Annotated in this window: 18 protein-coding genes; 7 read left to right on the forward strand and 11 right to left on the reverse strand. The window is 33.0% G+C overall.

What is annotated here, in order from left to right; translation table 11 throughout:
* Positions 1-118: 118 nt before the first annotated feature.
* From LJY17_RS12965 to tyrS, 3 genes are all read right to left on the reverse strand, one after another.
* A complete protein-coding gene (locus tag LJY17_RS12965; protein WP_264544242.1) occupies positions 119-2035 on the reverse strand; it encodes a S9 family peptidase in 1917 nt (638 codons plus the stop codon).
* 117 nt (positions 2036-2152) lie between these two features.
* Positions 2153-6097, reverse strand: a complete 3945-nt coding sequence (locus LJY17_RS12970) for a reprolysin-like metallopeptidase (protein WP_264544243.1) — start codon at positions 6095-6097, stop codon at positions 2153-2155.
* A 207-nt stretch (positions 6098-6304) separates the two neighbouring features.
* The gene (tyrS, locus tag LJY17_RS12975; RefSeq protein ID WP_264544244.1) at positions 6305-7615 is read right to left on the reverse strand and encodes a tyrosine--tRNA ligase; all 1311 of its coding nucleotides are present in this window, start codon (positions 7613-7615) and stop codon (positions 6305-6307) included.
* A 144-nt stretch (positions 7616-7759) separates the two neighbouring features.
* Here tyrS and LJY17_RS12980 point away from each other — a divergent pair, with 144 nt between their 5' ends.
* Positions 7760-8743, forward strand: a complete 984-nt coding sequence (locus tag LJY17_RS12980) for an NAD-dependent epimerase/dehydratase family protein (protein ID WP_264544245.1) — start codon at positions 7760-7762, stop codon at positions 8741-8743.
* Here LJY17_RS12980 and LJY17_RS12985 read toward each other — a convergent pair.
* From LJY17_RS12985 to LJY17_RS12995, 3 genes are read right to left on the reverse strand one after another with little or no spacing between them, the layout of a single operon-like run.
* Complete coding sequence (locus LJY17_RS12985) at positions 8733-9167, reverse strand: DUF4296 domain-containing protein (protein WP_264544246.1); 435 nt, start codon at positions 9165-9167, stop codon at positions 8733-8735. The two genes, LJY17_RS12980 and LJY17_RS12985, sit on opposite strands and share 11 nt — an antisense overlap.
* Before the next feature lie 3 nt (positions 9168-9170).
* Positions 9171-10508, reverse strand: a complete 1338-nt coding sequence (locus LJY17_RS12990) for a dihydroorotase (protein ID WP_264544247.1) — start codon at positions 10506-10508, stop codon at positions 9171-9173.
* A gap of 18 nt (positions 10509-10526) precedes the next feature.
* Entirely contained in the window at positions 10527-11252 is a 726-nt protein-coding gene (locus tag LJY17_RS12995) for a polyprenol monophosphomannose synthase (protein WP_264544248.1), read from the reverse strand.
* A gap of 100 nt (positions 11253-11352) precedes the next feature.
* Between LJY17_RS12995 and LJY17_RS13000 the strand changes: the two genes are divergently transcribed.
* The 3 genes from LJY17_RS13000 to LJY17_RS13010 all read left to right on the forward strand — a co-directional run bounded on the left by LJY17_RS13000 (position 11353) and on the right by LJY17_RS13010 (position 13614).
* Positions 11353-12018: a DUF4271 domain-containing protein gene (locus LJY17_RS13000; RefSeq protein WP_264544249.1), complete on the forward strand. Its 666-nt coding sequence runs from the start codon at positions 11353-11355 to the stop codon at positions 12016-12018.
* A gap of 21 nt (positions 12019-12039) precedes the next feature.
* Entirely contained in the window at positions 12040-12789 is a 750-nt protein-coding gene (locus LJY17_RS13005; protein WP_264544250.1) for a uroporphyrinogen-III synthase, read from the forward strand.
* Between the two features lie 66 nt (positions 12790-12855).
* On the forward strand, positions 12856-13614 hold the full coding sequence (locus LJY17_RS13010) for an enoyl-CoA hydratase/isomerase family protein (RefSeq protein ID WP_264544251.1): 759 nt from the start codon (positions 12856-12858) through the stop codon (positions 13612-13614).
* Position 13615: 1 nt separating this feature from the next.
* Here LJY17_RS13010 and arfB read toward each other — a convergent pair whose 3' ends face one another.
* Genes arfB through LJY17_RS13030 form a run of 4 tightly spaced genes read right to left on the reverse strand, consistent with a single transcriptional unit; the run spans position 13616 to position 17421 of the window.
* Positions 13616-14017 carry an alternative ribosome rescue aminoacyl-tRNA hydrolase ArfB gene (gene arfB, locus LJY17_RS13015; RefSeq protein WP_264544252.1) on the reverse strand — a complete coding sequence of 134 codons (402 nt, stop codon included), beginning with the start codon at positions 14015-14017 and terminating at the stop codon, positions 13616-13618.
* A gap of 4 nt (positions 14018-14021) precedes the next feature.
* Complete coding sequence (locus tag LJY17_RS13020; protein WP_264544253.1) at positions 14022-16127, reverse strand: DUF4301 family protein; 2106 nt, start codon at positions 16125-16127, stop codon at positions 14022-14024.
* Positions 16082-16714 carry a nicotinamide riboside transporter PnuC gene (pnuC, locus tag LJY17_RS13025; RefSeq protein WP_264544254.1) on the reverse strand — a complete coding sequence of 211 codons (633 nt, stop codon included), beginning with the start codon at positions 16712-16714 and terminating at the stop codon, positions 16082-16084. Before pnuC ends, LJY17_RS13020 begins: the two co-directional genes overlap by 46 nt.
* Complete coding sequence (locus LJY17_RS13030) at positions 16711-17421, reverse strand: geranylgeranylglyceryl/heptaprenylglyceryl phosphate synthase (RefSeq protein ID WP_264544255.1); 711 nt, start codon at positions 17419-17421, stop codon at positions 16711-16713. Before LJY17_RS13030 ends, pnuC begins: the two co-directional genes overlap by 4 nt.
* Positions 17422-17574: 153 nt before the next feature.
* Between LJY17_RS13030 and LJY17_RS13035 the strand changes: the two genes are divergently transcribed.
* Together LJY17_RS13035 and LJY17_RS13040 are read left to right on the forward strand one after the other, a co-directional pair.
* Positions 17575-17862, forward strand: a complete 288-nt coding sequence (locus LJY17_RS13035) for a hypothetical protein (protein WP_264544256.1) — start codon at positions 17575-17577, stop codon at positions 17860-17862.
* Positions 17862-18260 (forward strand): group III truncated hemoglobin, encoded by a 399-nt coding sequence (locus tag LJY17_RS13040; RefSeq protein WP_264544257.1) that lies wholly within the window; start codon positions 17862-17864, stop codon positions 18258-18260. The genes LJY17_RS13035 and LJY17_RS13040 overlap by 1 nt, the downstream gene beginning before the upstream one ends.
* Here LJY17_RS13040 and LJY17_RS13045 read toward each other — a convergent pair.
* Positions 18251-18877, reverse strand: coding sequence for a 4'-phosphopantetheinyl transferase family protein (locus LJY17_RS13045; RefSeq protein ID WP_264544258.1), 627 nt, complete (start codon positions 18875-18877; stop codon positions 18251-18253). The two genes, LJY17_RS13040 and LJY17_RS13045, sit on opposite strands and share 10 nt — an antisense overlap.
* Before the next feature lie 259 nt (positions 18878-19136).
* On the opposite strand from LJY17_RS13045, the gene ahcY reads away from it, so the two are divergent.
* Positions 19137-20453, forward strand: a complete 1317-nt coding sequence (ahcY, locus tag LJY17_RS13050; RefSeq protein WP_264544259.1) for an adenosylhomocysteinase — start codon at positions 19137-19139, stop codon at positions 20451-20453.
* The last annotated feature ends 6 nt before the right edge of the window (positions 20454-20459 follow it).

A 20459-nucleotide genomic window follows, 5' to 3' on the forward strand; every position in this document is an offset into this window, starting at 1 on the left:
TAATAGTAGTGTAAAATTAAAAATTGTTACAGATGAAAATTTATTTTAACATCGATTTATGCTTTTGTTAAGAAATAAAAATCCCGTCTCGTTCTTAAAAACGAGACGGGATTGATAATTATAGGGTTTCTTTTAACCATTTAAAAAACTCGCGTTGCCAAATTAAGGCGTTTTGAGGTTTTAGCACCCAGTGATTTTCTTCTGGAAATAATAAGAACCTACTTTTTATTCCTTTTAATTGTGCCGCTTGAAAAGCTTCTTGTCCTTGTCCAATTGGAACACGGTAATCTTTACCGCCTTGAATAATCATAATTGGAGTGTTCCAGTTATTTACTAAGTTGATTGGGTTAAACTCATTGTATGTTTTTTGAGCAATCTTATTTTCTTTTTCCCAGTATGCTCCTCCAGAATCCCAGTTAGTAAAGAAAACTTCTTCGGTAGTTCCATACATGCTTTGCGTGTTGAAAATTCCACAGTGAGAAATAAAAGTTTTAAATCTGTTTTTGTGAATTCCAGCTAATTGAAATACTGAATATCCTCCATAGCTAGCACCAACAGCACCTAAACGTTTTTTGTCTACATACGATTCTTTAGCAACATCATCAATAGCAGCTAAGTAATCATCCATAACTTGACCGCCCCAATCACCAGAAATTTGCTCGTTCCATTTAATACCATGACCTGGCATTCCGCGACGGTTTGGTGCAACAACAATATAACCTTGTGAAGCAATTGTCTGAAAATTCCATCGGTAAGAATAATATTGAGATAAAGCACTTTGTGGGCCTCCTTGACAGTATAATAAAGCAGGATATTTTTTATTAGCATCGAAGTTTGGTGGAAGAATTACCCAAACCAACATTTTTTTTCCATCAGTAGTAGTAACGTATCTTTTTTCAGTCTTACACAAAGCTAATTTGTTGTATGTTTCTGTATTTACATTTGTAAGTTGACTCCAAGTTTTCTTTTTTAAATCATAAGAAAAAATTTCCGAAGCATGATTCATATCGTTTCTTGCTACAATTACTTTGTCAATGTTGAAACCTATAATTTCAGTAACATCAAAAACACCCTTTGTGATTTGGTTTACTGTAACTGCAATTTTGGTTAATCCAGGGAAGTTAACTTCAAACAATTGTTTTGTACCATCTACCGGTGCAATGAAATATACTTTTTTGCCATCAGCACTCCATTTAAAACTTTCAACAGTTCCATCCCAAGTAGCGGTTAAATTCATATCCATTCCTTTGAAACGAACAATAATGTCGTTTTTATCTGCTTCGTAACCATCGCGTTTCATTTGTAACCAAGTCAAATCACCTTTTGGGGAGAATAGCGGATGTGTGTCATAGCCTAGGTTTCCTTCGGTTAAGTTTTTAGTTTCTTTAGTATCTATATTGTATTGATATAAATCAGTATTTGTGCTTGTTGCATAGGCAGTTCCTGATTTCTTTTTGCATGCATAAATGATGTTTTTACTATCTGGAGACCAAATATAATCTTCATCACCACCAAAAGGTTTTTGAGGAGAATCGAAAAGTTCTCCTTGCATAATGTCTATTGGCGCTGCTAAACGAACATTTGGCGCTGGAATTCCTCCAAAGAAAACATGGTTGTAAGTCCCGTCTCTCCAAGTATCCCAATGACGATAATCCAAACCATCATAAACTTTTACATCAGATTTACTAAGTTCAGGATAAACATCTTTTCCTAATATATTACTTACTTTCACTTCTTGATGAGATAACTGGTATATGCCATCAGGTGAAATGTTTTTATCTGCAATTAATCCTTTATGGTCAGTTATTTCGGTTGCATTTCCTCCATTAACTGGAATAGTATAATATTTTGAGTTTGATTTATTCTCTTCAATAGATGGTGTTGCTACTTTGTAAACAATGTTTTTCCCATCTTTAGAAATTCCAAGAGGAGTCACACGACCCAGTTTCCAAAGTAATTCTGGAGTCATCACTTCTTGAGCAATTGCCGAATTTAGTCCCATAAGCGTTAAACTTAATAATGCTAATTTTTTCATTTTAAATTTTTTTGAAAGTGATGCTAAATTATGAAATTTTATGACTGATAAGTTCGAATCATAAAAAAACGCCTTCCATAAGGAAGACGTTTTTTGAATTTAGTTTGCTTATTATAATTAGTTTTTGATAAAACGTTTTGTTGTTGAAGTACCATTGTTAGAAACTTCAATTACATAATTACCATTACTTAAACGAGATACATCAATAGTTCCGTTAACGATTTTTCCATTTAAAATAGTTTGACCCATTAAATTGAAAACTCTAAACGTTGTATCATCAGAAGTTGAAGAGATGTTTAAGAAATCTTTTGTTGGATTAGGGTATACTCTAATTTCACTAATTTCATTTTTAAAAGAAGCTTCTTCTTCTCTTGCAGCTGCAGTAATGTTGATTGTATAATCCTCTACTTGTCCGTATGAGAAAGACTCACATGAAGTAGGAACTCCATTGTATTTCATAGAAACTCTCATTCTTGTTGCTCCTAAAGTTGCAGTTGCAGGAATTGTGAAAGATCCAGAAACCGGAGTTGTTGTAGAAGCAGCAGCAGACCAAACTGTTTCTCCTGCATCTGTAAATACACCATTTTGATTGTAGTCAATAAATACAGCATAACCTTCGCTATAAACTGTGCTTGTCCAAGTTGGAGTTACAGTGATTGTTTGAGAAGAGCTTCTTCCTGCATTTGTTGAAATTGCTGTGAAGTTTTCATAACCAGTAGTACCAGTTGAAGCATTATTGATTGAGCCAATAGCTACTCTTCCAATTCTTTCATCATTAGTATTGTTTCCTTGAGATGTACAGTAAGTAATTGTTACTGAAGAAGTAGTTACGTTCACTGTGTTACTTGAAGCAGAAACGTTACCTGCTGCATCTTTAGCTTTTACTGAGAAAGTATAAGCTGTTGAAGCAGTTAAACCTGTAACATTATATGTAGTTGAAGCAGTTGTTCCAATTACAGTAGCACCTTGGTAAACATCATATCCAGTTACACCTACATTATCTGTAGAGGCTGTCCAAGATAAGTTAGTTGAGCTAGAAGTTGTTCCAGAAGCAGTTAAACTAGTTGGAGCAGATGGAGCTGTTGTATCTGCTGTTCCAGCAGTGATGTTAATTGTGTAATCTTCTACTTGACCATAAGAGAATGCTTCACAAGATGTTGGCACAGCATTGTATTTCATAGAAACTCTCATTCTAGTAGCTCCTAAAGAAGCTGTAGCTGGAATTGTGAAAGATCCAGAAACCGGAGTTGTAGTAGAAGCAGCTTTTGTCCAAACGGTTTCACCAGCATCAGCAAAATCACCATCTTTATTATAATCGATGAATACAGCATATCCTTCAGCATAAGTTGATGAAGTCCAAGTAGGAGTGATTGTGATAGTTTGTGAACCATTTTGAGCTGCAGAAGTTGATAAAGATGTAAAATCCTCATATCCAGTAGTTCCTGTAGATGCATTGTTAATTGATCCAATAGCTACACGTCCAATTTTTTCGTCAGCAGTACTGTTACCTTGAGATGCACAGTAAGTGATTGTTACAGCAGATGTTGTTACATTAACTGTATTACTTGCTGCAGAAATATTTCCAGCAGCATCTTTAGCTTTTACAGAGAAAGTATAAGCAGTTGAAGCAGTTAATCCAGTTACATTGTAAGTTGTTGATGCAGTTGTTCCAATTACAGTTGCTCCTTGGTACACATCATATCCTGTTACTCCTACATTGTCTGTTGAAGCTGTCCATGATAAGTTAGTTGAAGATGAAGTAGTTCCAGAAGCTGTTAAGTTTGTTGGTGCACTTGGCGCTGTAGTGTCTACCACTGTAGCCGAAGTTGTCACATTAACAGTATTACTTGCTGCAGAAACATTTCCAGCAGCATCTTTAGCTTTTACAGAGAAAGTATAAGCAGTTGAAGCAGTTAATCCAGCAACATTGTAAGTAGTTGAAGCAGTAGTTCCAATTACAGTTGCACCTTGATATACATCATATCCTGTTACACCTACATTATCTGTTGAAGCTGTCCAAGATAAGTTTGTTGTTGTTTGTGTAGTTCCTGATGCAGCTAAATTAGTTGGTGCCGATGGAGCTACTGTATCTGTTGATCCTGCAGTAATAGTAAAATTAGTATTAGAAACATCAAAGAAGATGTGATTTGTTCCTTTTACCATTAATCTTGCAGTAGTTGTTGCAGTATTAGGAATTGTAACTGCTTGAGTTCCGTCATTTGGAGTAGCAGCTAAAACAGTTGACCAAGTATTTCCACCATCTGTAGAAATTAAAATATCAACATTAGCACAATTTACACCATTTGCAGTAGTTCCAGCCACATTCCAAGTTACGGTTTGCGAGCTTCCACCTACATAAGAAACAGCAGTGTTTGGTGCTGTTACAGCAAATGGACCAGCCGTAGCATTTACAGTAACAATCATGTCATCTGAATTGTTAGCAGAACCACCAGCTCTGTTATCACGAACTGTTAATCTGAAATTCATGGTTCTAGCCACAGATGGTACTGCTTCAACAGTGATTTCAGTTCCAGCTGTTGTAGTAGCTCCAGTTAATACAGAAGCCATTCTAGGAAAATATCTTACTGGAGAAGTACTTGAAGAGTATGATCTAAAAGTAGGTCCTGAAGTTTTAGTTGCGCTTGCAGCAGAACTTGCTCCTGTTTGTGAACTTGATGCATTGTCAAATTGTTCCCAGTTGTACGTTAAAGCATCGCCGTTAGCATCTGTTCCAGCTCCAGTTAACATAAAAGGAGTGCTTTTAGGAATTGTATAATCAGCTCCTGCATTTGCAGTTGGAACCGCATTTCCTGTAGCAGTATTTGTTTGACAAGTTTTTGCCTTAATGTTATTTGTTACTTGTTGAATACTAAATGCATGGAAATAAGCATCAGAGTGAGGTTGAACGTCTTGAGAAGTAATACCTGCGTATCCCATGATTGATGATCCAGATCCTGGCTCCATGTTTGCACCAGTTCCTTCATTGTTCATAGAGAAAGTATGATTAGCTCCAAATTGATGTCCTAATTCGTGCGCTACATAATCAATATCAAAATTGTCTCCTGAAGGAATACCATCACCAGGTGAAGTAAATCCAGATCCTTTTTGTCCATTAACGCAAACACATCCAATACATCCGGCATTACCCCCTCCGCCAGAAGCACCAAAAAGATGTCCTACATCATAATTTGCTTCACCAATTACTGATGTTAATGTGTTTTGTAGTTCAGAATTCCATGCTCCTCCAGAACCTGTAGCAGCTGCAGAATATGGGTCTGTCGATGCATTAGTATATATTACAAGATCATTGTTGGCAATTAAAACCATTCTTACAGCGAAATCTTTTTCAAATACACCGTTTACACGTGTCATTGAATTGTTAATTGCTGCTAATGCTTGTGCTTTTGTTCCACCAAAGTAAGTAGTATATTCACCAGTTACTGACATCGCCAAACGGAATGTTCTTAATGTAGAATCATCTGCATTTGGTCTTGCTGTTGAACCAGCTTTGTTCGCGTTTGGTTCGATTTTGTCTATAACTGTACATTCAAAAGGAGATAGATTCTCTTTTTTATCAGCTTTTCTGTAAATAGAATATGTTTTTAAATCTTTTGAAAAGGGCTCTATAAATACAGCTGATTTATCAGGACTTAGTACCATCGATTTAAATCCTAACGGAGACATACTAAAATAAGCAGTTGCAGTAGGGTTCTCGATGCCAATTCCTATGTATGATTTAATGTCTGGATATTTTGTTGCAAGTTCTGGCGCAAAAACAGGATTTTCATAAACATTGAAATGCTCAATTTGACCATTTGCATCAGGTAAAGCAATTATTGCTCCTGATTTTTTTGTGTTAGCACTTCTTAAAGGTGATTTAGATAAGTTGTTTTTTAAAGAAGTTACATCTAAATCGTAAAGATTGTTTTCTGGTAGTTGCATTCTTGATTCAAGAACAGTTTTGTTGCTTTTTGTGGAACGACTCCAGAAAGAGCCTTTTTCCTGAGCGAACAAACTGGTCGTGACTGCCAGTAATGCAACTGGAAGTAGTTTGATTTTCATAATTTATTGGTTTTTAGTTGTTTATAAGTAACGAATATAATTTATTTTTAACATATTGCAAATATTATGTAAGAAAAATAAAACAATATTTAAAAAATATCCATAAAATTCACAATTGTTTCTTGTAAGATTGTTAATTTATTAAGGAAAGCAAAAATAAAAAAGCACCTTATTTAAGGTGCTTTTTAAAATGATCATAAGTTTATCTTATTTTACTCTTAAGACAAAATAATTTTTTTTGCCTCTTTGTAAAAGAATAAATTGATTGTTGATTAAATCTTTATTGGTAACAGAGTACTCTTCGGTTACTTTTTCTTTGTTAACAGATATTGAATTTTCGGTTAATGCACGTCTTGCTTCTCCATTTGATTTTAAAAATCCTGTTTTTGCATTCAAAACATCAACAATGTTAATTCCGTTTTCAATTTCATCACGAGAAACTTCTGCTTGCGGTACTCCTTCAAAAATTTCAAGGAATGTTTCGCCATCTAAACCTTTTAAATCATCAGATGTTGAATTTCCAAATAAAATGTTTGATGCAGATATTGCTTTTTCTAAAGCTTCTGCACTATGTACAAAAGTTGTTACTTCTTCAGCCAATTTTCTTTGTAAAACTCTTAAATGAGGTGCTTGTTTGTGCTCTTCGATAAGTTTTTCTGTTGTCTCTTTGTCTAAGAAAGTAAATATCTTGATGTATTTTTCAGCATCTTCATCAGTTGAGTTTAACCAAAATTGGTAAAATTTGTAAACCGAAGTTTTATCAGCAGTCAACCAAACATTTCCTCCTTCTGATTTTCCAAACTTAGAACCATCAGCTTTTGTAATAAGTGGAGTTGTTAATGCAAAAGCTTTTGCGCTATCAGAAGAGCCATCGGCATTTAAACGTCTAACTAGTTCAGTTCCTGTTGTTATATTTCCCCATTGATCACTTCCTCCCATTTGAAGTAAACAGTTGTAGGTTTTATGTAAATGATAAAAATCGTAACCTTGTATTAATTGGTATGTAAATTCAGTAAACGACATTCCTTCGCCAGCTTCACCAGATAAACGTTTTTTTACCGAATCTTTAGCCATCATGTAATTTACGGTGATTCTTTTTCCAACTTCACGAGCAAAATCAATAAAAGAAAACTCTTTCATCCAATCGTAGTTATTTACTAAAATTGGAGCATTCGCATCAGTTGAATTAAAATCTAAAAATTTAGATAATACTCTTTTTATACCGTCAACATTTTTAGCTAAAGTTGCTTCGTCTAGTAAATTTCTTTCATCACTTTTTCCAGATGGATCTCCAATCATACCCGTTGCACCACCAACAAGAGCGATAGGTTTGTGTCCAAAATTCTTAAGATGAACTAAAAGGATAATTTGGACCATACTACCAATATGCAATGAATCGGCAGTTGGGTCAAACCCAATATAGGCTGTAGTTGCTTCTTTTAGCAATTGTTCCTCTGTTCCTGGCATACTGTCGTGGTATAATCCTCTCCACTTTAATTCTTCAACTAAATTTTTCATCTTTAATACAAATTTACTTTTGTCAACTCTGACATTCTTGTTTTTGTGAGTGCAAAGATAAAATTTATAACGATTTGTTCATTCGGTTACTGGTTTATTTGAATTTAAACTTTGGTGATATAGAACTTTATTTATCTTTGAAACATGATTTTAGTAACAGGAGCAACTGGATTAGTAGGTTCACATTTGATTTTGCAGCTTTTAGAGCAAGGTCAAGTTGTTAAGGCTTTATATAGAACAGAAGAGAATAAAGAAAAAGTAAAACGAGTTTTTGACTATTATCAAAAAGCAAGTTTGTTTTCTGAAATTAATTGGATTCAGGGAGATATTACAGATGTTCCTTCTTTAGAAGAAGTTTTTGTAGGGGTCGAATATGTATATCATTGTGCAGCTTTAGTTTCTTTTGATCCTAATGATGAAGAAAAGCTCAGAAAAGTAAATATTGAAGGGACTGCTAATGTTGTAAATTTTTGCTTAGACTTTAATATTAAGAAGCTTTGCCATGTAAGTTCTATTGCTGCTTTGGGTGATTTGCTCGAAGGACAAACAATTGTTACAGAAGATACCGAATGGAATCCAGAATTTCAGCATAGTGATTATGCGATTTCCAAGTATGGGGCTGAAATGGAAGTTTGGCGTGGGCAACAAGAAGGTCTTGATGTAATAGTTGTCAATCCAGGGGTTATATTAGGGCCAGCTTTTTGGGCGGAAGGTAGTGGTGAGATTTATCAAAAAATAAAAAATGGGTTGCCTTTTTATACTAAAGGTGTGACAGGTTTTGTTGCTATTGCCGATGTTGTAACTGCAATGATTAAGTTGATGGATGGTGAAATAAAAAATGAAAAATTCACGTTAGTTTCAGGAAATATAAGCTATCAAGATTTGGTTTTTAAAATAGCCGATTGTTTTAAAGTTTTGAGGCCAAAAATATATGCAACTAAATTGCTTACCAGTATTGGTTGGAGAATAGATTGGTTTTTGTCACTATTCGGAAAAAAAAGAGTCTTGAGTAAAAGTATGGCAAACTCTCTCCATTCAATAGGTATTTATTCTAATGAAAAAATAATCAGAGAAATCAATTTCAAGTTTGTTGAAATTAATGATTATATAGATGAAATTATCCTCTAGCCAAAACAGTTGGTTTTTTCTTTTTAGAAACTTTTTTTAAAGAGTCAGCTATTTGTTGCTGTTTTTTCTTGAAATCTTTGTTGATTTTAGCATCAACATCCTTCTTTTCTTTTTCTATTCTTGCAATAATACGGTCATACATTAATTTGTATTCTTCGATATTAGAAGAATAATATTTGTTGTTTTCTACAAATTGAATGCTGTCTATTTTGTATTTCTGATAAATATATGATTTAGGATTTACGCTGTTTTTTTGAAGTTCCATAGGACTGTAGCCTTTTAACGCCTGAAGTAGTGCTAGGTCATACAAAATATTTTCCATTACATCTTGTTCAATTAGTTTTTCAGGTTTTTTAATCTCATTCTTTACTGTACATGAAGCAAAAAGAAAAATTAAGGAAACAATTACAGCAACTTTTTTCATTTTTTATCTATTAAATTCTAAACGTCTTCCGTTTTGGATATCTTTTACTTGGTTGTTTTCATAAACCAAAGTACCATTGACAAAAGTATGGGTAATTTTCGAATTGAAAGTATAATTTTCAAATGGTGACCAACCGCATTTATACAAAATATTTTCTTTAGAAACCGTCCAAGCCGAGTTTGGATTAACGATGGCTAAATCAGCATAAAAACCTTCTTTGATAAAGCCTCTTCGGTGAATTTGAAAAAGTTTAGCAGGGTTATGAGCCATTTTTTCTATAATTTTTTCCACAGAAATTTTTCCTTGATGGTATGCTTCAAACATCGCTACTACCGAATGTTGTACTAGTGGTCCTCCCGAAGGAGCTGATGTATAAAGGTTTTGTTTTTCTTCTAAAGTGTGAGGAGCATGATCTGTTGCGATAACATCAATTCGGTCATCTAGCAAAGCTTCCCAAAGAGCATCTTTGTCTTTTTGAGTCTTTACAGCAGGATTCCATTTTATCAACGAGCCTTTTTCATCATAATCTTTATCGGTAAACCATAAGTGATGAACACAAACTTCTGCAGTGATTTTCTTTTCTTCTAATGGAATGTCATTTTGGAATAACTCCATTTCTTTAGCTGTTGAAAGATGAAAGATGTGTAATCTAGCGCCTGTTTTTTTAGCTAATTTGATAGCTTTTGATGAAGAAATATAGCAAGCTTCGTCACTACGAATTAAATGATGACAATTCATAGGGATATCATCACCATATTTTTCTTTATAAGCAGCTAAATTGTTTTTAATGGTAGTTTCATCTTCACAATGTACACAGATAATCATTTTTGTGTTTGAGAAAATTTTCTCTAAAACTTCTTCTTTGTCAACCAGCATGTTTCCTGTTGATGAACCCAGAAATATTTTTATTGCTGCAACGTTTTTAGGATTTGTTTTTAAAACTTCGTCTAAATTGTCATTTGTTGCTCCCATCATAAACGAATAATTCGCGTAAGATGTTTGGGAAGCAATCTCATATTTTTGTTCTAAAAGTTCTTGCGTAACTGCATTGGGAACAGTGTTGGGTTGTTCCATGAAAGTGGTAACGCCACCAGCAACAGCAGCTCTTGATTCGGAAGCAATATTTCCTTTATGAGTTAATCCAGGTTCGCGAAAATGAACTTGGTCATCAATAGCGCCAGGAATTACAAAATTTCCTTCGGCATCAATAATTTGACAATTTTCAGGAACGTTGAGACCATTCCCAATGTGTTTTATGAATTCATTTTCAATTAAAATTTCGCCTTCGGTTATTTTTCCTTCGTTAACAATTTTTGCGTTTTTAATTAAAATCGAGCTCATAGTTGTGTGTGTTGAGTTTTATAGTCGGTTGAATATTTTTCGTATACGTAGCATTATTACTCCTAAAATTGCTTCACGAATGATGGCGCCACTCATTTTTGACTCACCTTTAGTTCTGTCTGTAAAAATGATTGGAACTTCTACTATTTTAAAATGATTAACAAAAGTTCTGTATTTCATTTCAATTTGGAAGGCGTACCCGGTGAATTTTAATCGGTCAAGATTTATTTTTTCTAAAACTTGTCTTTGGTAACAAACAAATCCAGCTGTAGCATCTTGAATTTCCATACCGGTTATCATTCTAACATATACAGATGCAAAATAGGACATCAATACTCTGTTTAGTGGCCAGTTCACTACGTTGACTCCTGTAATATAACGAGAACCTATTGACATTCCTGCGTTTTCGTCTTTACAGGCATCGTATAGCTTTTCTAAATCATTAGGATTGTGTGAGAAATCGGCATCCATTTCAAAAATGTACTCATAATGATGTTGTATTGCCCATTTGAATCCATGAACATAAGCCGTGCCAAGACCAGCTTTGCCTTGTCTTTTTTCTAGATGCAGAGCATCGGGGAATTCTTTTTGTAGTTCAATAACTTTATCAGCAGTCCCATCGGGTGAGTTGTCATCTACGATTAGTACATCGAATTTTTTTGGCAAAGACATTGTTGCTCGAATAATGCTTTCGATGTTTTCTATTTCGTTATAAGTAGGAATTATGACTATTGAGTCCTGCATAATGTTAAAATTCTGATGCAAAAATAAACTTTTTAGTGGTTGAGTTTCTTAAATTATTTATAATTAAACGAGTCCTGTAAAAAATTTGTAATTTCGCGCTATGAATAAAATCGAGTTTATTCCTAGAATAGTAGAAAATAAAGATTGGATAACAATAGTTTTTATTGTTGCGGTAGCCCTTGTTGCTGTTACTAAGGCTGCTTTCGAAAATAGATTTGTTGATTTTGTGAATTTAATAGCAAACAACAAGTATATAAAAATGTACAAAGACCCTAGTAACTTGATGAGTTGGTTCACCATTCTGTTGTTTTTTGTTCAGTTAATTTCGTTTTCTTTCTTTGTTCAGTTGGTGTTGAGTTACTTTGGTTATACCACAAAAACAAACTGGATAACATTTATTCAAATTTTTACCTTTTTAACTTTCTTTGTTTTATCTAAATTCTTAGTAGAAAAAATTATTGCCGCTTCATTTAATATAGAACCCTTTATTGAGCAGTTTAATTTGTTCAAAGTGAGCTATCGAACCTATGTTGGGTTAATGTTGCTTCCAGTTAATATTGTATTGTATTATACTGATTTAATGAATTCTTACGTAATAATCATTGTTTTAGTTGTATTATTGATAATTAACTCAATAACTTACCTTGTTTCATTGAAGAATTATCAAAATTTATTACTTGGTAAGTTGTTTTATTTTATTTTATATATTTGCGCTCTGGAAATAGCACCGTATTACTTTATGTATTATGTTATTACAAACAGGTAATATTTTTTGAAAATGCCCAATATGAAAGTGAAAACAATTTTAGTTTCGCAACCCGAGCCAAAGGTTGAAAATTCACCTTATTTTGACTTGCAAAATAAGCACAAAATAAAAGTTGATTTCAGACCCTTTATTCATGTTGAAGGAGTTCCTGCAAAAGAAGTTAGAGCTCAAAAAATTGACTTAAACAATTTTACTGCAATTATTTTAACGAGTAAAAATTCAGTAGATCATTTCTTTAGAGTAGCTGAAGAGATGCGTTACAAAGTTCCTGAAGATTTACGTTATTTTTGTCAATCGGAAGCTGTGGCTTACTATTTACAAAAGTATGTTGTGTATAGAAAACGTAAAATATATGTTGGTCAAAAAGACTTTGCAGATATGTCAGCGTTATTCAAAAAATACAAAGACGAGAAGTTTTTACTTCCTGCATCAGATAAATTAAATGCCGATGTTCCTCAAACGCTAAACAATCTAAAATTAGATTGGACACCAGGAACTTTTTACAAAACAGTAATGAGTGATTTGTCTGATTTGAAAGATGTGTATTATGATGTTTTAGCATTTTTTAGTCCAACGGGAATTCAATCATTGTTTAAAAATTTTCCTGATTTTCAACAAAACAATACTCGTATAGCTGTTTTTGGAAGCACTACACAAAAAGAAGCTTTGGAACATGGATTACGTGTTGATATTATGGCTCCAACACCAGAAGCTCCGTCAATGACAATGGCTTTGGAAAAATATGTTGCTGAAGTAAACAAAGGAAAATAATTATTATTACATATATAAGAATCCCGATTTATCGGGATTTTTTATTTTTACTGCAAATTAATCATCATGAGCACAACTGGAACCATTCAAACTACTATACAAAACAAAATAGCTAGAGTTACTTTTAGTCACCCAGCAAGTAATTCGTTTCCTAGCAATCAATTAAAAGCATTGACAGAAGAGTTAAACTCATTAAGTAATAATGATGAGGTTACTGTGATAGTTCTACAAAGTAAAGGGAATGGTGCATTTTGTGCGGGAGCTTCTTTTGATGAACTATTAGCGGTTAATGACCTTGAGACTGGGAAACAGTTTTTTAGTGGTTTTGCTAATGTGATTAACGCAATGAGGTCTTGTAAAAAGGTTATTGTAGGTCGAATTCATGGAAAAGCTGTTGGAGGAGGTGTTGGACTTGCTTCAGCTTGTGATTATGCTTTTGCCACAGATGGAGCATCAATTAAATTATCTGAAATTGCTATTGGAATTGGTCCTTTTGTGATTGAGCCAGCAGTTTCAAGAAAAATTGGGAAATCGGCTATGGCAGAAATGACTTTATCTCCAGCCGAATGGAAATCAGCAAAATGGGCATTTGAACATAAATTATATGCTCAATTATTTGCTTCTGTAGGTGAAATGGATGAAGCATTAGAAAAATTTGTAACTCAATTGGCAACTTATAATCCTGATGCTTTGTATGAATTTAAAAAAGTATTGTGGGAAGGAACTGAAAACTGGGATGAATTACTATATGAACGTGCAGCTATTTCAGGAAAATTAGTGCTTTCCGACTTTACTAAAAACGCTTTAAATGCTTTTAAAAAGTAATTTAAAAATCTAATTTCCTTCTATTGTTTTTTATTTCTGAAGTAGATTTTTTCTCTTTTAGACGTTTCTCGATAACACTTTTGGGTACTTTAGTGGCTTTTCTTGGCTTTGGTTTTACGAGTGATTTTTCTAAAATATGAAATAATCGTTTCGTTACAATTTCTTTATTTTTTAGCTGACTTCGGTCTTCGTCACAGTTTAAAATTAAAACAAACCCAGAGGTTAGTTTGCTACTTAGTTTTTGCTTAATAAGCTTTTTTTCATCATCATTTAAACCTAATGAATTTTCTATAGAAAATGATAAAATAACTTTGCTGGAAACTTTATTTACATTTTGACCTCCAGCTCCACTGCTCCGTACTGCTTTGTATTGTAGTTCAGTTTGAATAATTTCTTTTTTCACTAGACTAAATATTTGGTTGATGCGACGATTTCAGTAAATCATTCACCGTTTTTACGGGGTTAAATGTTTCTAATGGGACTTCAACAAACAAAGTAATCCAGTTGGCCATACTACCATTCCATAAGCCTGGCAATTCATATGCTTTGTATGAAATGCCGTTCTTGCTTTTTTCAACAACAAAACCGGTTTCAGGATCTGTAAATTCTAGTAAATTAAATTTTCCTCCTTTATAATTTTTTAATCCACAAACTAAATCAACAGGATTAAAATGTGTAGATGAATTTAAAATAGCTTTTTGTTGTTTGTTTTTTAAATCGATTTGAGCTGACTCTACAATTTGTAGCGTTGTGTTACCTTTTCGATCTTTTACCCAAAAAGGGCCTCCACCTGGCTCATTTTCGTTTTTTACCATTCCGCAAACACGGATGGGACGATCTAAAAATTGTTGTAAAATTTTAATTTGACTCTGTTCTTTAAATTCGTCAAAATCTGAATTGATTTTTATATGAAGTTCTTTTATAACAAAGTTTTTGATTTCTTCAATTTTATAAGATTCTACTTTTGTATTTTCTAATGTTTTTAGATAATCAAAAACTTTAGATTGAATTTCTAATAAAATACCTGCTAAGCCTTTTTTGTAAAAAGAAATAATTTCGATGTTGTTATGGCTAACATTATCTATATTTTTAATAAAAACAATATCAGCATTTCGGTGGTTTAAATTATGAAGAAGAGCACCATGACCACCAGGTCTATATACTATTTTTCCTTCTTTATTTTTTAAAATTTTACTATTTTCATCTATTGCCAAAGAATCTGTCGAATGCTCTTGAAATGAATAAGACCAATTAAATTTTTTGACAAAATATTTTTCGGTTTTTTCTATTTCAGTTTCAAAATCGATTGTGTGTTCTTCTGAAATTGTAAAATGAATTTGACCAGAATTTAGACCTGAAGCATAAGATAATGATTCTTTAAAATGTTCAACAATAGGGGTTGCAACATAATCATTGTATTTATGAAAAGGTAAAATGGCCTTAGGTTTGTTAAGGAAATTAAAGGCTTTATCCTCTAAAATGATTTTTATAAACCAATAGTTCTTCTTGTCTTTTGTTAAAGAATTAAAATTGTCAATATTCTTCTTTAGAAATTCATGAACTTCTTTAAAAAAAGCAAATTTTTCCATTGCTACAATAAAGGTTTCCAAGGCTTGGTTTCCTGAACGATTTATGTAAGCATTTATGGTTTCATTTTCTACATCAAAATCAGCTAAAAAATCAGAAAGAAATTTGAACATTCTACTTGCAGCTCCAGAGGCAGGCACAAATTTTTCTTTAATAATTTGAGTTGATTTTTTGTCAAATTTAGTTGTAAAGTTTTCAAAATCAGATGTAGAAAATTGTAAAATTCCATTGCCAATTGAAGCGGATTCTTCCAATTGGATTTTATTTACTCCTTTTTTTATGGAATCAATTTGACGAAAGATTAAATCGAAGCTTTTTTTTTGATTATAAAGTGCTATAAACTCATGACTTGTTAATCCCGCTTTTAAAGCCTTTTGCAAATCAAGAATAATTTTTGAGGCTTTTTCTAAACGTTCAATTTTGTTGCCGTTGATTTGGATAAATGGTTTGTTGTAGTCTATCAAATTTTGTTTGAAAACTTCAAATGAGTTGTCTCTGTATTCTTGACTATCACGTAATCCATCAGCTTCCCAAGGAACATCTTTATCGGTAAGAAAGTATAAATCATAATGATGTGATCTTGCAGCTTCCTCAAGCTCCTTTGAACAATGATTATAATATATATCCGAATAAACTTTGGTTACCAAAGCATTAGTATCACAAAATAAAAATTCTTTTGAGTTTTCAAGTGCTTTGTTTTCAAGTGCCGTTTGACCAATTGCGATTGGTAATAAATCTTTTTCTTCACAATCACGACCTTCTTTAATCTTGATTTCTTCTAGAAAATCTCTTGCAAATTCAGGAATCCAAACAGTGTTAAAATGTTCTGCCAACTGACGAGCAAGAGTAGTTTTACCCGTGCTTTCAGGTCCGTAGGTAGTTATTCTAAGGATGTTTGTGTTTTTTTGTCTAAGATTTTCTTCCATTCTAGATAAGCTAGTACTGCTAATATTGTGAAAATTACATATTGGAGTGCAAAGATATAAAGTTCTCGGTACCAAAAGATAGGAACTACTAATAAATCACCTAATATCCATAACGTCCAGTTTTCAATTTTCTTTAAAGCCATGTACCACATTGCAGTAAAAAAAACAGATGTCGTGAAAATGTCAATCCAGTTATTTGGTTTTATTTCTACCCCAAAAACTGTGTAAATTAAAAAGCAAATGAGTCCAGTAAGTATAAACATACCAGCTCCAATAAATTTTTCTTTGTTGTTTGTGCGTGTGATTTGTAAGTTGTCTTCGTTTGAATTTCCAAATTTTGTCCACTTATACCAACCAAAAATGCTCATTATGGTGTAATAAATATTTATACTCATATCTGCCAAATATTGAGCCTTAAACATTACATAGACAGTTAATATAGTTGCAATAATTCCTGTAGGAAAAACTAAAAAACTTTCTTTTTTAGCATACCAAACACTTAAAATGCCAAATATGAAGGCAATTGACTCTAGCCAGATTTGCCAAGAAGGTACATTTTGGTACTGAGATAAAATTTGATCTATCATTGATTAAAGAAGTTAGTATCGTTTTCAAAAGCTGTTCCTATAACAACCAAATTGGCTCCTGCTGTAAAAGCTTCATCAATTGCTTTTTTAGAACGAATTCCTCCACCAACAATTAACGGTATGTTAAGACTTTTAGATACTTTTTCGATTATTTCAAAAGGGACAGGTTTTTCGGCGCCACTGCCAGCTTCTAGATAGATTAGTTTTTTACCTAAATATTCCCCAGCTTTTGCAGTTTTGTAAGCCAAATTAATGTCGTTTCGCTCAATAGGAATGGTTTGACTAACGCGTTGTACGGCTGTTTCTTTTCCTCCGTTAATTAAAATATATCCAGTTGGAATGATTTCTAAATTAGAGTTGTGTAAAATTTCTACTGAATTAATGTGATGTTCTATCAAAAACTCAGGATTTCTCCCAGATAATAAACTTAAAAAAAGTAATCCATCAGCATGGTGTGAGATTTGAGAAGGATGTCCAGGAAAAATTATGATAGGCAGTTGGGTGTACTTTTTTAAATCAATAACAAAAAGATCCATCACATTTTCAGCCACAATACTTCCTCCAACAAGAATATGAGTCGCTGGTGATTGTTTTATTTTTTCGGATAATGAAGGAATCTCGGATAAAGTAATTTTATCAGGATCAATTAATATTGCAAGTAGTTTTCGCTTTTCTTTTTTAGCTAATATGATTTGCTGGTAAATCATTTTTTATCTTAATCTGTTGTAAAAATAGCTTTTTTAAATTTAATTTTTTCAATTGAAAGGGTTGCAAGCAAAATACTTTTTCAAATATGATTTTAATCATAAAAACACATTGAAAATCAGTAGTAATTTTGATATATAAAAAAAATAGAAATCATGACATTATATCAAAAAACATTTCAAGACTTCGAAAGAGGATATTTAGGATTTACAACTTTAGCAATTATTGGACAAAGTTGTTTGGGCGGAGCCGCAGCGATGTATATTTTACAAAATGGGGTTTCACTTTTTCAAATGATACAGCTTACAATGGTGGTTTTAGCATGTAGCTTTGTTAATGGTGCAATTTTATCTCAGCAAAAGCACAAACTAGTTTTCGATTTAATTATTATTAGTGTTGTAGTTAGTGTACTTACTATATTGTTAAATACAACCATATTATAATGAAACACGACGTTTGTAATAGAAATGATTTGTCACTATTATTGGATGCTTTTTACACAAAGATTAGAGCTAATGAGGAAATAGGTCATTTTTTTAATGAATCAATACAAGATTGGGATAGCCATTTAGAAAAACTAACTGATTTTTGGGAGAATAACCTTTTTGCTGTTAGAAAATATTATGGCAATCCAATAAAAGTTCACGTTGAAGTTGATGAAAACTTTAATCATACAATTAATCCAAATGTTTTTGGGCTGTGGTTAAATTTATGGTTTGAAACACTCGAAGAGCTTTTTGAAGGTGAAAATGTCGAAATATTAAAAAGACGTGCTCGTAAAATGGGAACTGTACTTATGGTTAATATTTTTGAGAATAGAGGAATAGTAAATCAAGAATGAGAGGCGCAAACCAGAATGTAGTTTTCGGCTTCTTCAAAAGAAACATCAAAATTTTCAATGCAGGAATTAAAATGTAATTCTGCTTTGCATTTTTTGTCAGATAATGAAAAGGGCTTTTCAAAAATGTGATCGGGAAAGCTTATTCCAACTTCATTTTTTATTTTAAAAATAGCCTCTTTGGTTCCCCAAATCACAGTGGCTTTTTTCATTTGATCAACTTCAGAAAGATTTTCTAAATGCCACATTTCCATGAAACGAGGAGCAATGCGCAATACTTTTTCCTTGACCTGTTCAATGTCAATACCAATATTTTGATTGCTTAAGGCAATAGCAGAAAAATCGAACGAATGAGAAATTGAAATGTGTTTGCCGTCTTTTAAGTGTGGTTTGCCAAGTTTGTCATAAATCAAATCAAAATCGTTATAGCCACAATGTTGAAGAAGCATTCTAATGCTTAAAAATCCTTTTTGATGACTTTCTGATTTCATTTTTTCCATCCTAGCTAAAGAGGTGTCTTTTAAAGAAACTTGGCAAAATAATTCGTTATAGTCTTCGGTTATTTTCCAAAGAAAGATTGTAGTATCGTTGTTGATTCGAATTGTTTTGAATAAAGGCATTGCTTCTTAAATTAGCCCCGATTGTAGCGGCATCCTTTTAAAATGTTTGTTGAGCACTTCGACAAGCTCAGTGTGACATCAATGAACATTTTAAAAGATACAGCAGAAAGCGGGAAATAGCTTCTAAAAATTAAATGCACTGAAAATTAATAGGTTATATTTATTAAACAATTATTAATTATTGCTTAATAATTGGGAAATCGAAAACTAATCTGTAATTTTGCAGTCCAAATTTTGTTAAACAAATATACTAAAATAGATGAGTACAACAACAATTCCATTTGTAGCGTATAAGGTAAAAGATATTAACCTTGCAGCTTGGGGAAGAAAAGAAATTGAATTGGCTGAGGCTGAAATGCCAGGTTTAATGGCGCTTCGTGCTGAATATGGTGCAAGCCAACCGTTAAAAGGAGCGCGTATTGCGGGATGTTTACACATGACCATTCAAACGGCAGTTTTAATTGAAACGTTAATTGCTTTAGGAGCTGAGGTAACTTGGTCTTCTTGTAATATTTTCTCAACTCAGGATCAAGCTGCTGCAGCTATTGCTGCTGCAGGAATTCAAGTATATGCTTGGAAAGGATTGAATGAAGAAGAATTTGACTGGTGTATTGAGCAAACATTATTCTTTGGTGAAGATAGAAAACCATTGAACATGATTTTAGATGATGGTGGAGATTTAACGAACATGGTTTTTGACCGTTACCCTGAATTAATTCCTGGAATCAAAGGATTATCTGAAGAGACTACAACAGGTGTTCACCGTTTATACGAAAGAATGAAAAACGGAACATTATTCATGCCGGCGATCAACGTAAATGACTCAGTAACTAAATCTAAATTTGATAACAAATACGGATGTAAAGAATCAGCAGTTGATGCGATTCGTCGTGCAACTGATGTTATGTTAGCTGGTAAAAGAGTAGTGGTTTGTGGATACGGTGACGTAGGTAAAGGTACAGCGGCTTCTTTTCGTGGTGCTGGTTCAATCGTAACTGTAACTGAAATTGATCCAATTTGTGCTTTACAAGCTGCAATGGACGGTTTCGAAGTTAAAAAATTAGATACTGTTGTTGGTAATGCTGATATCGTTATCACTACAACAGGGAATAAAGATATCGTTGTTGGAAGACATTTCGAAGCAATGAAAGATAAAACTATCGTTTGTAACATTGGTCACTTCGATAACGAAATCGACATGGCTTGGTTAAACAAAAACCATGGTTCAACAAAAACAGAAGTAAAACCACAAGTTGATATTTACAACGTAAACGGAAAAGATATCATCATCTTAGCTGAAGGTCGTTTAGTAAACTTAGGTTGTGCTACAGGTCATCCATCATTTGTAATGTCTAACTCTTTCACGAACCAAACATTGGCTCAAATCGAGTTATGGACTAACTCTGCAGCTTATAAAAATGAAGTGTACATGTTGCCTAAACATTTAGATGAAAAAGTAGCAGCTTTACACTTGGCTAAATTAGGAGTTGAATTAGAAACATTAAACAATGAGCAAGCTGCTTATATTGGTGTTGAAGTTCAAGGTCCATTCAAACCTGAGTACTACAGATATTAATTCTAT

The sequence above is a fragment of the Flavobacterium hankyongi genome (genome assembly GCF_036840915.1).
GTDB lineage: Bacteria > Bacteroidota > Bacteroidia > Flavobacteriales > Flavobacteriaceae > Flavobacterium > Flavobacterium hankyongi.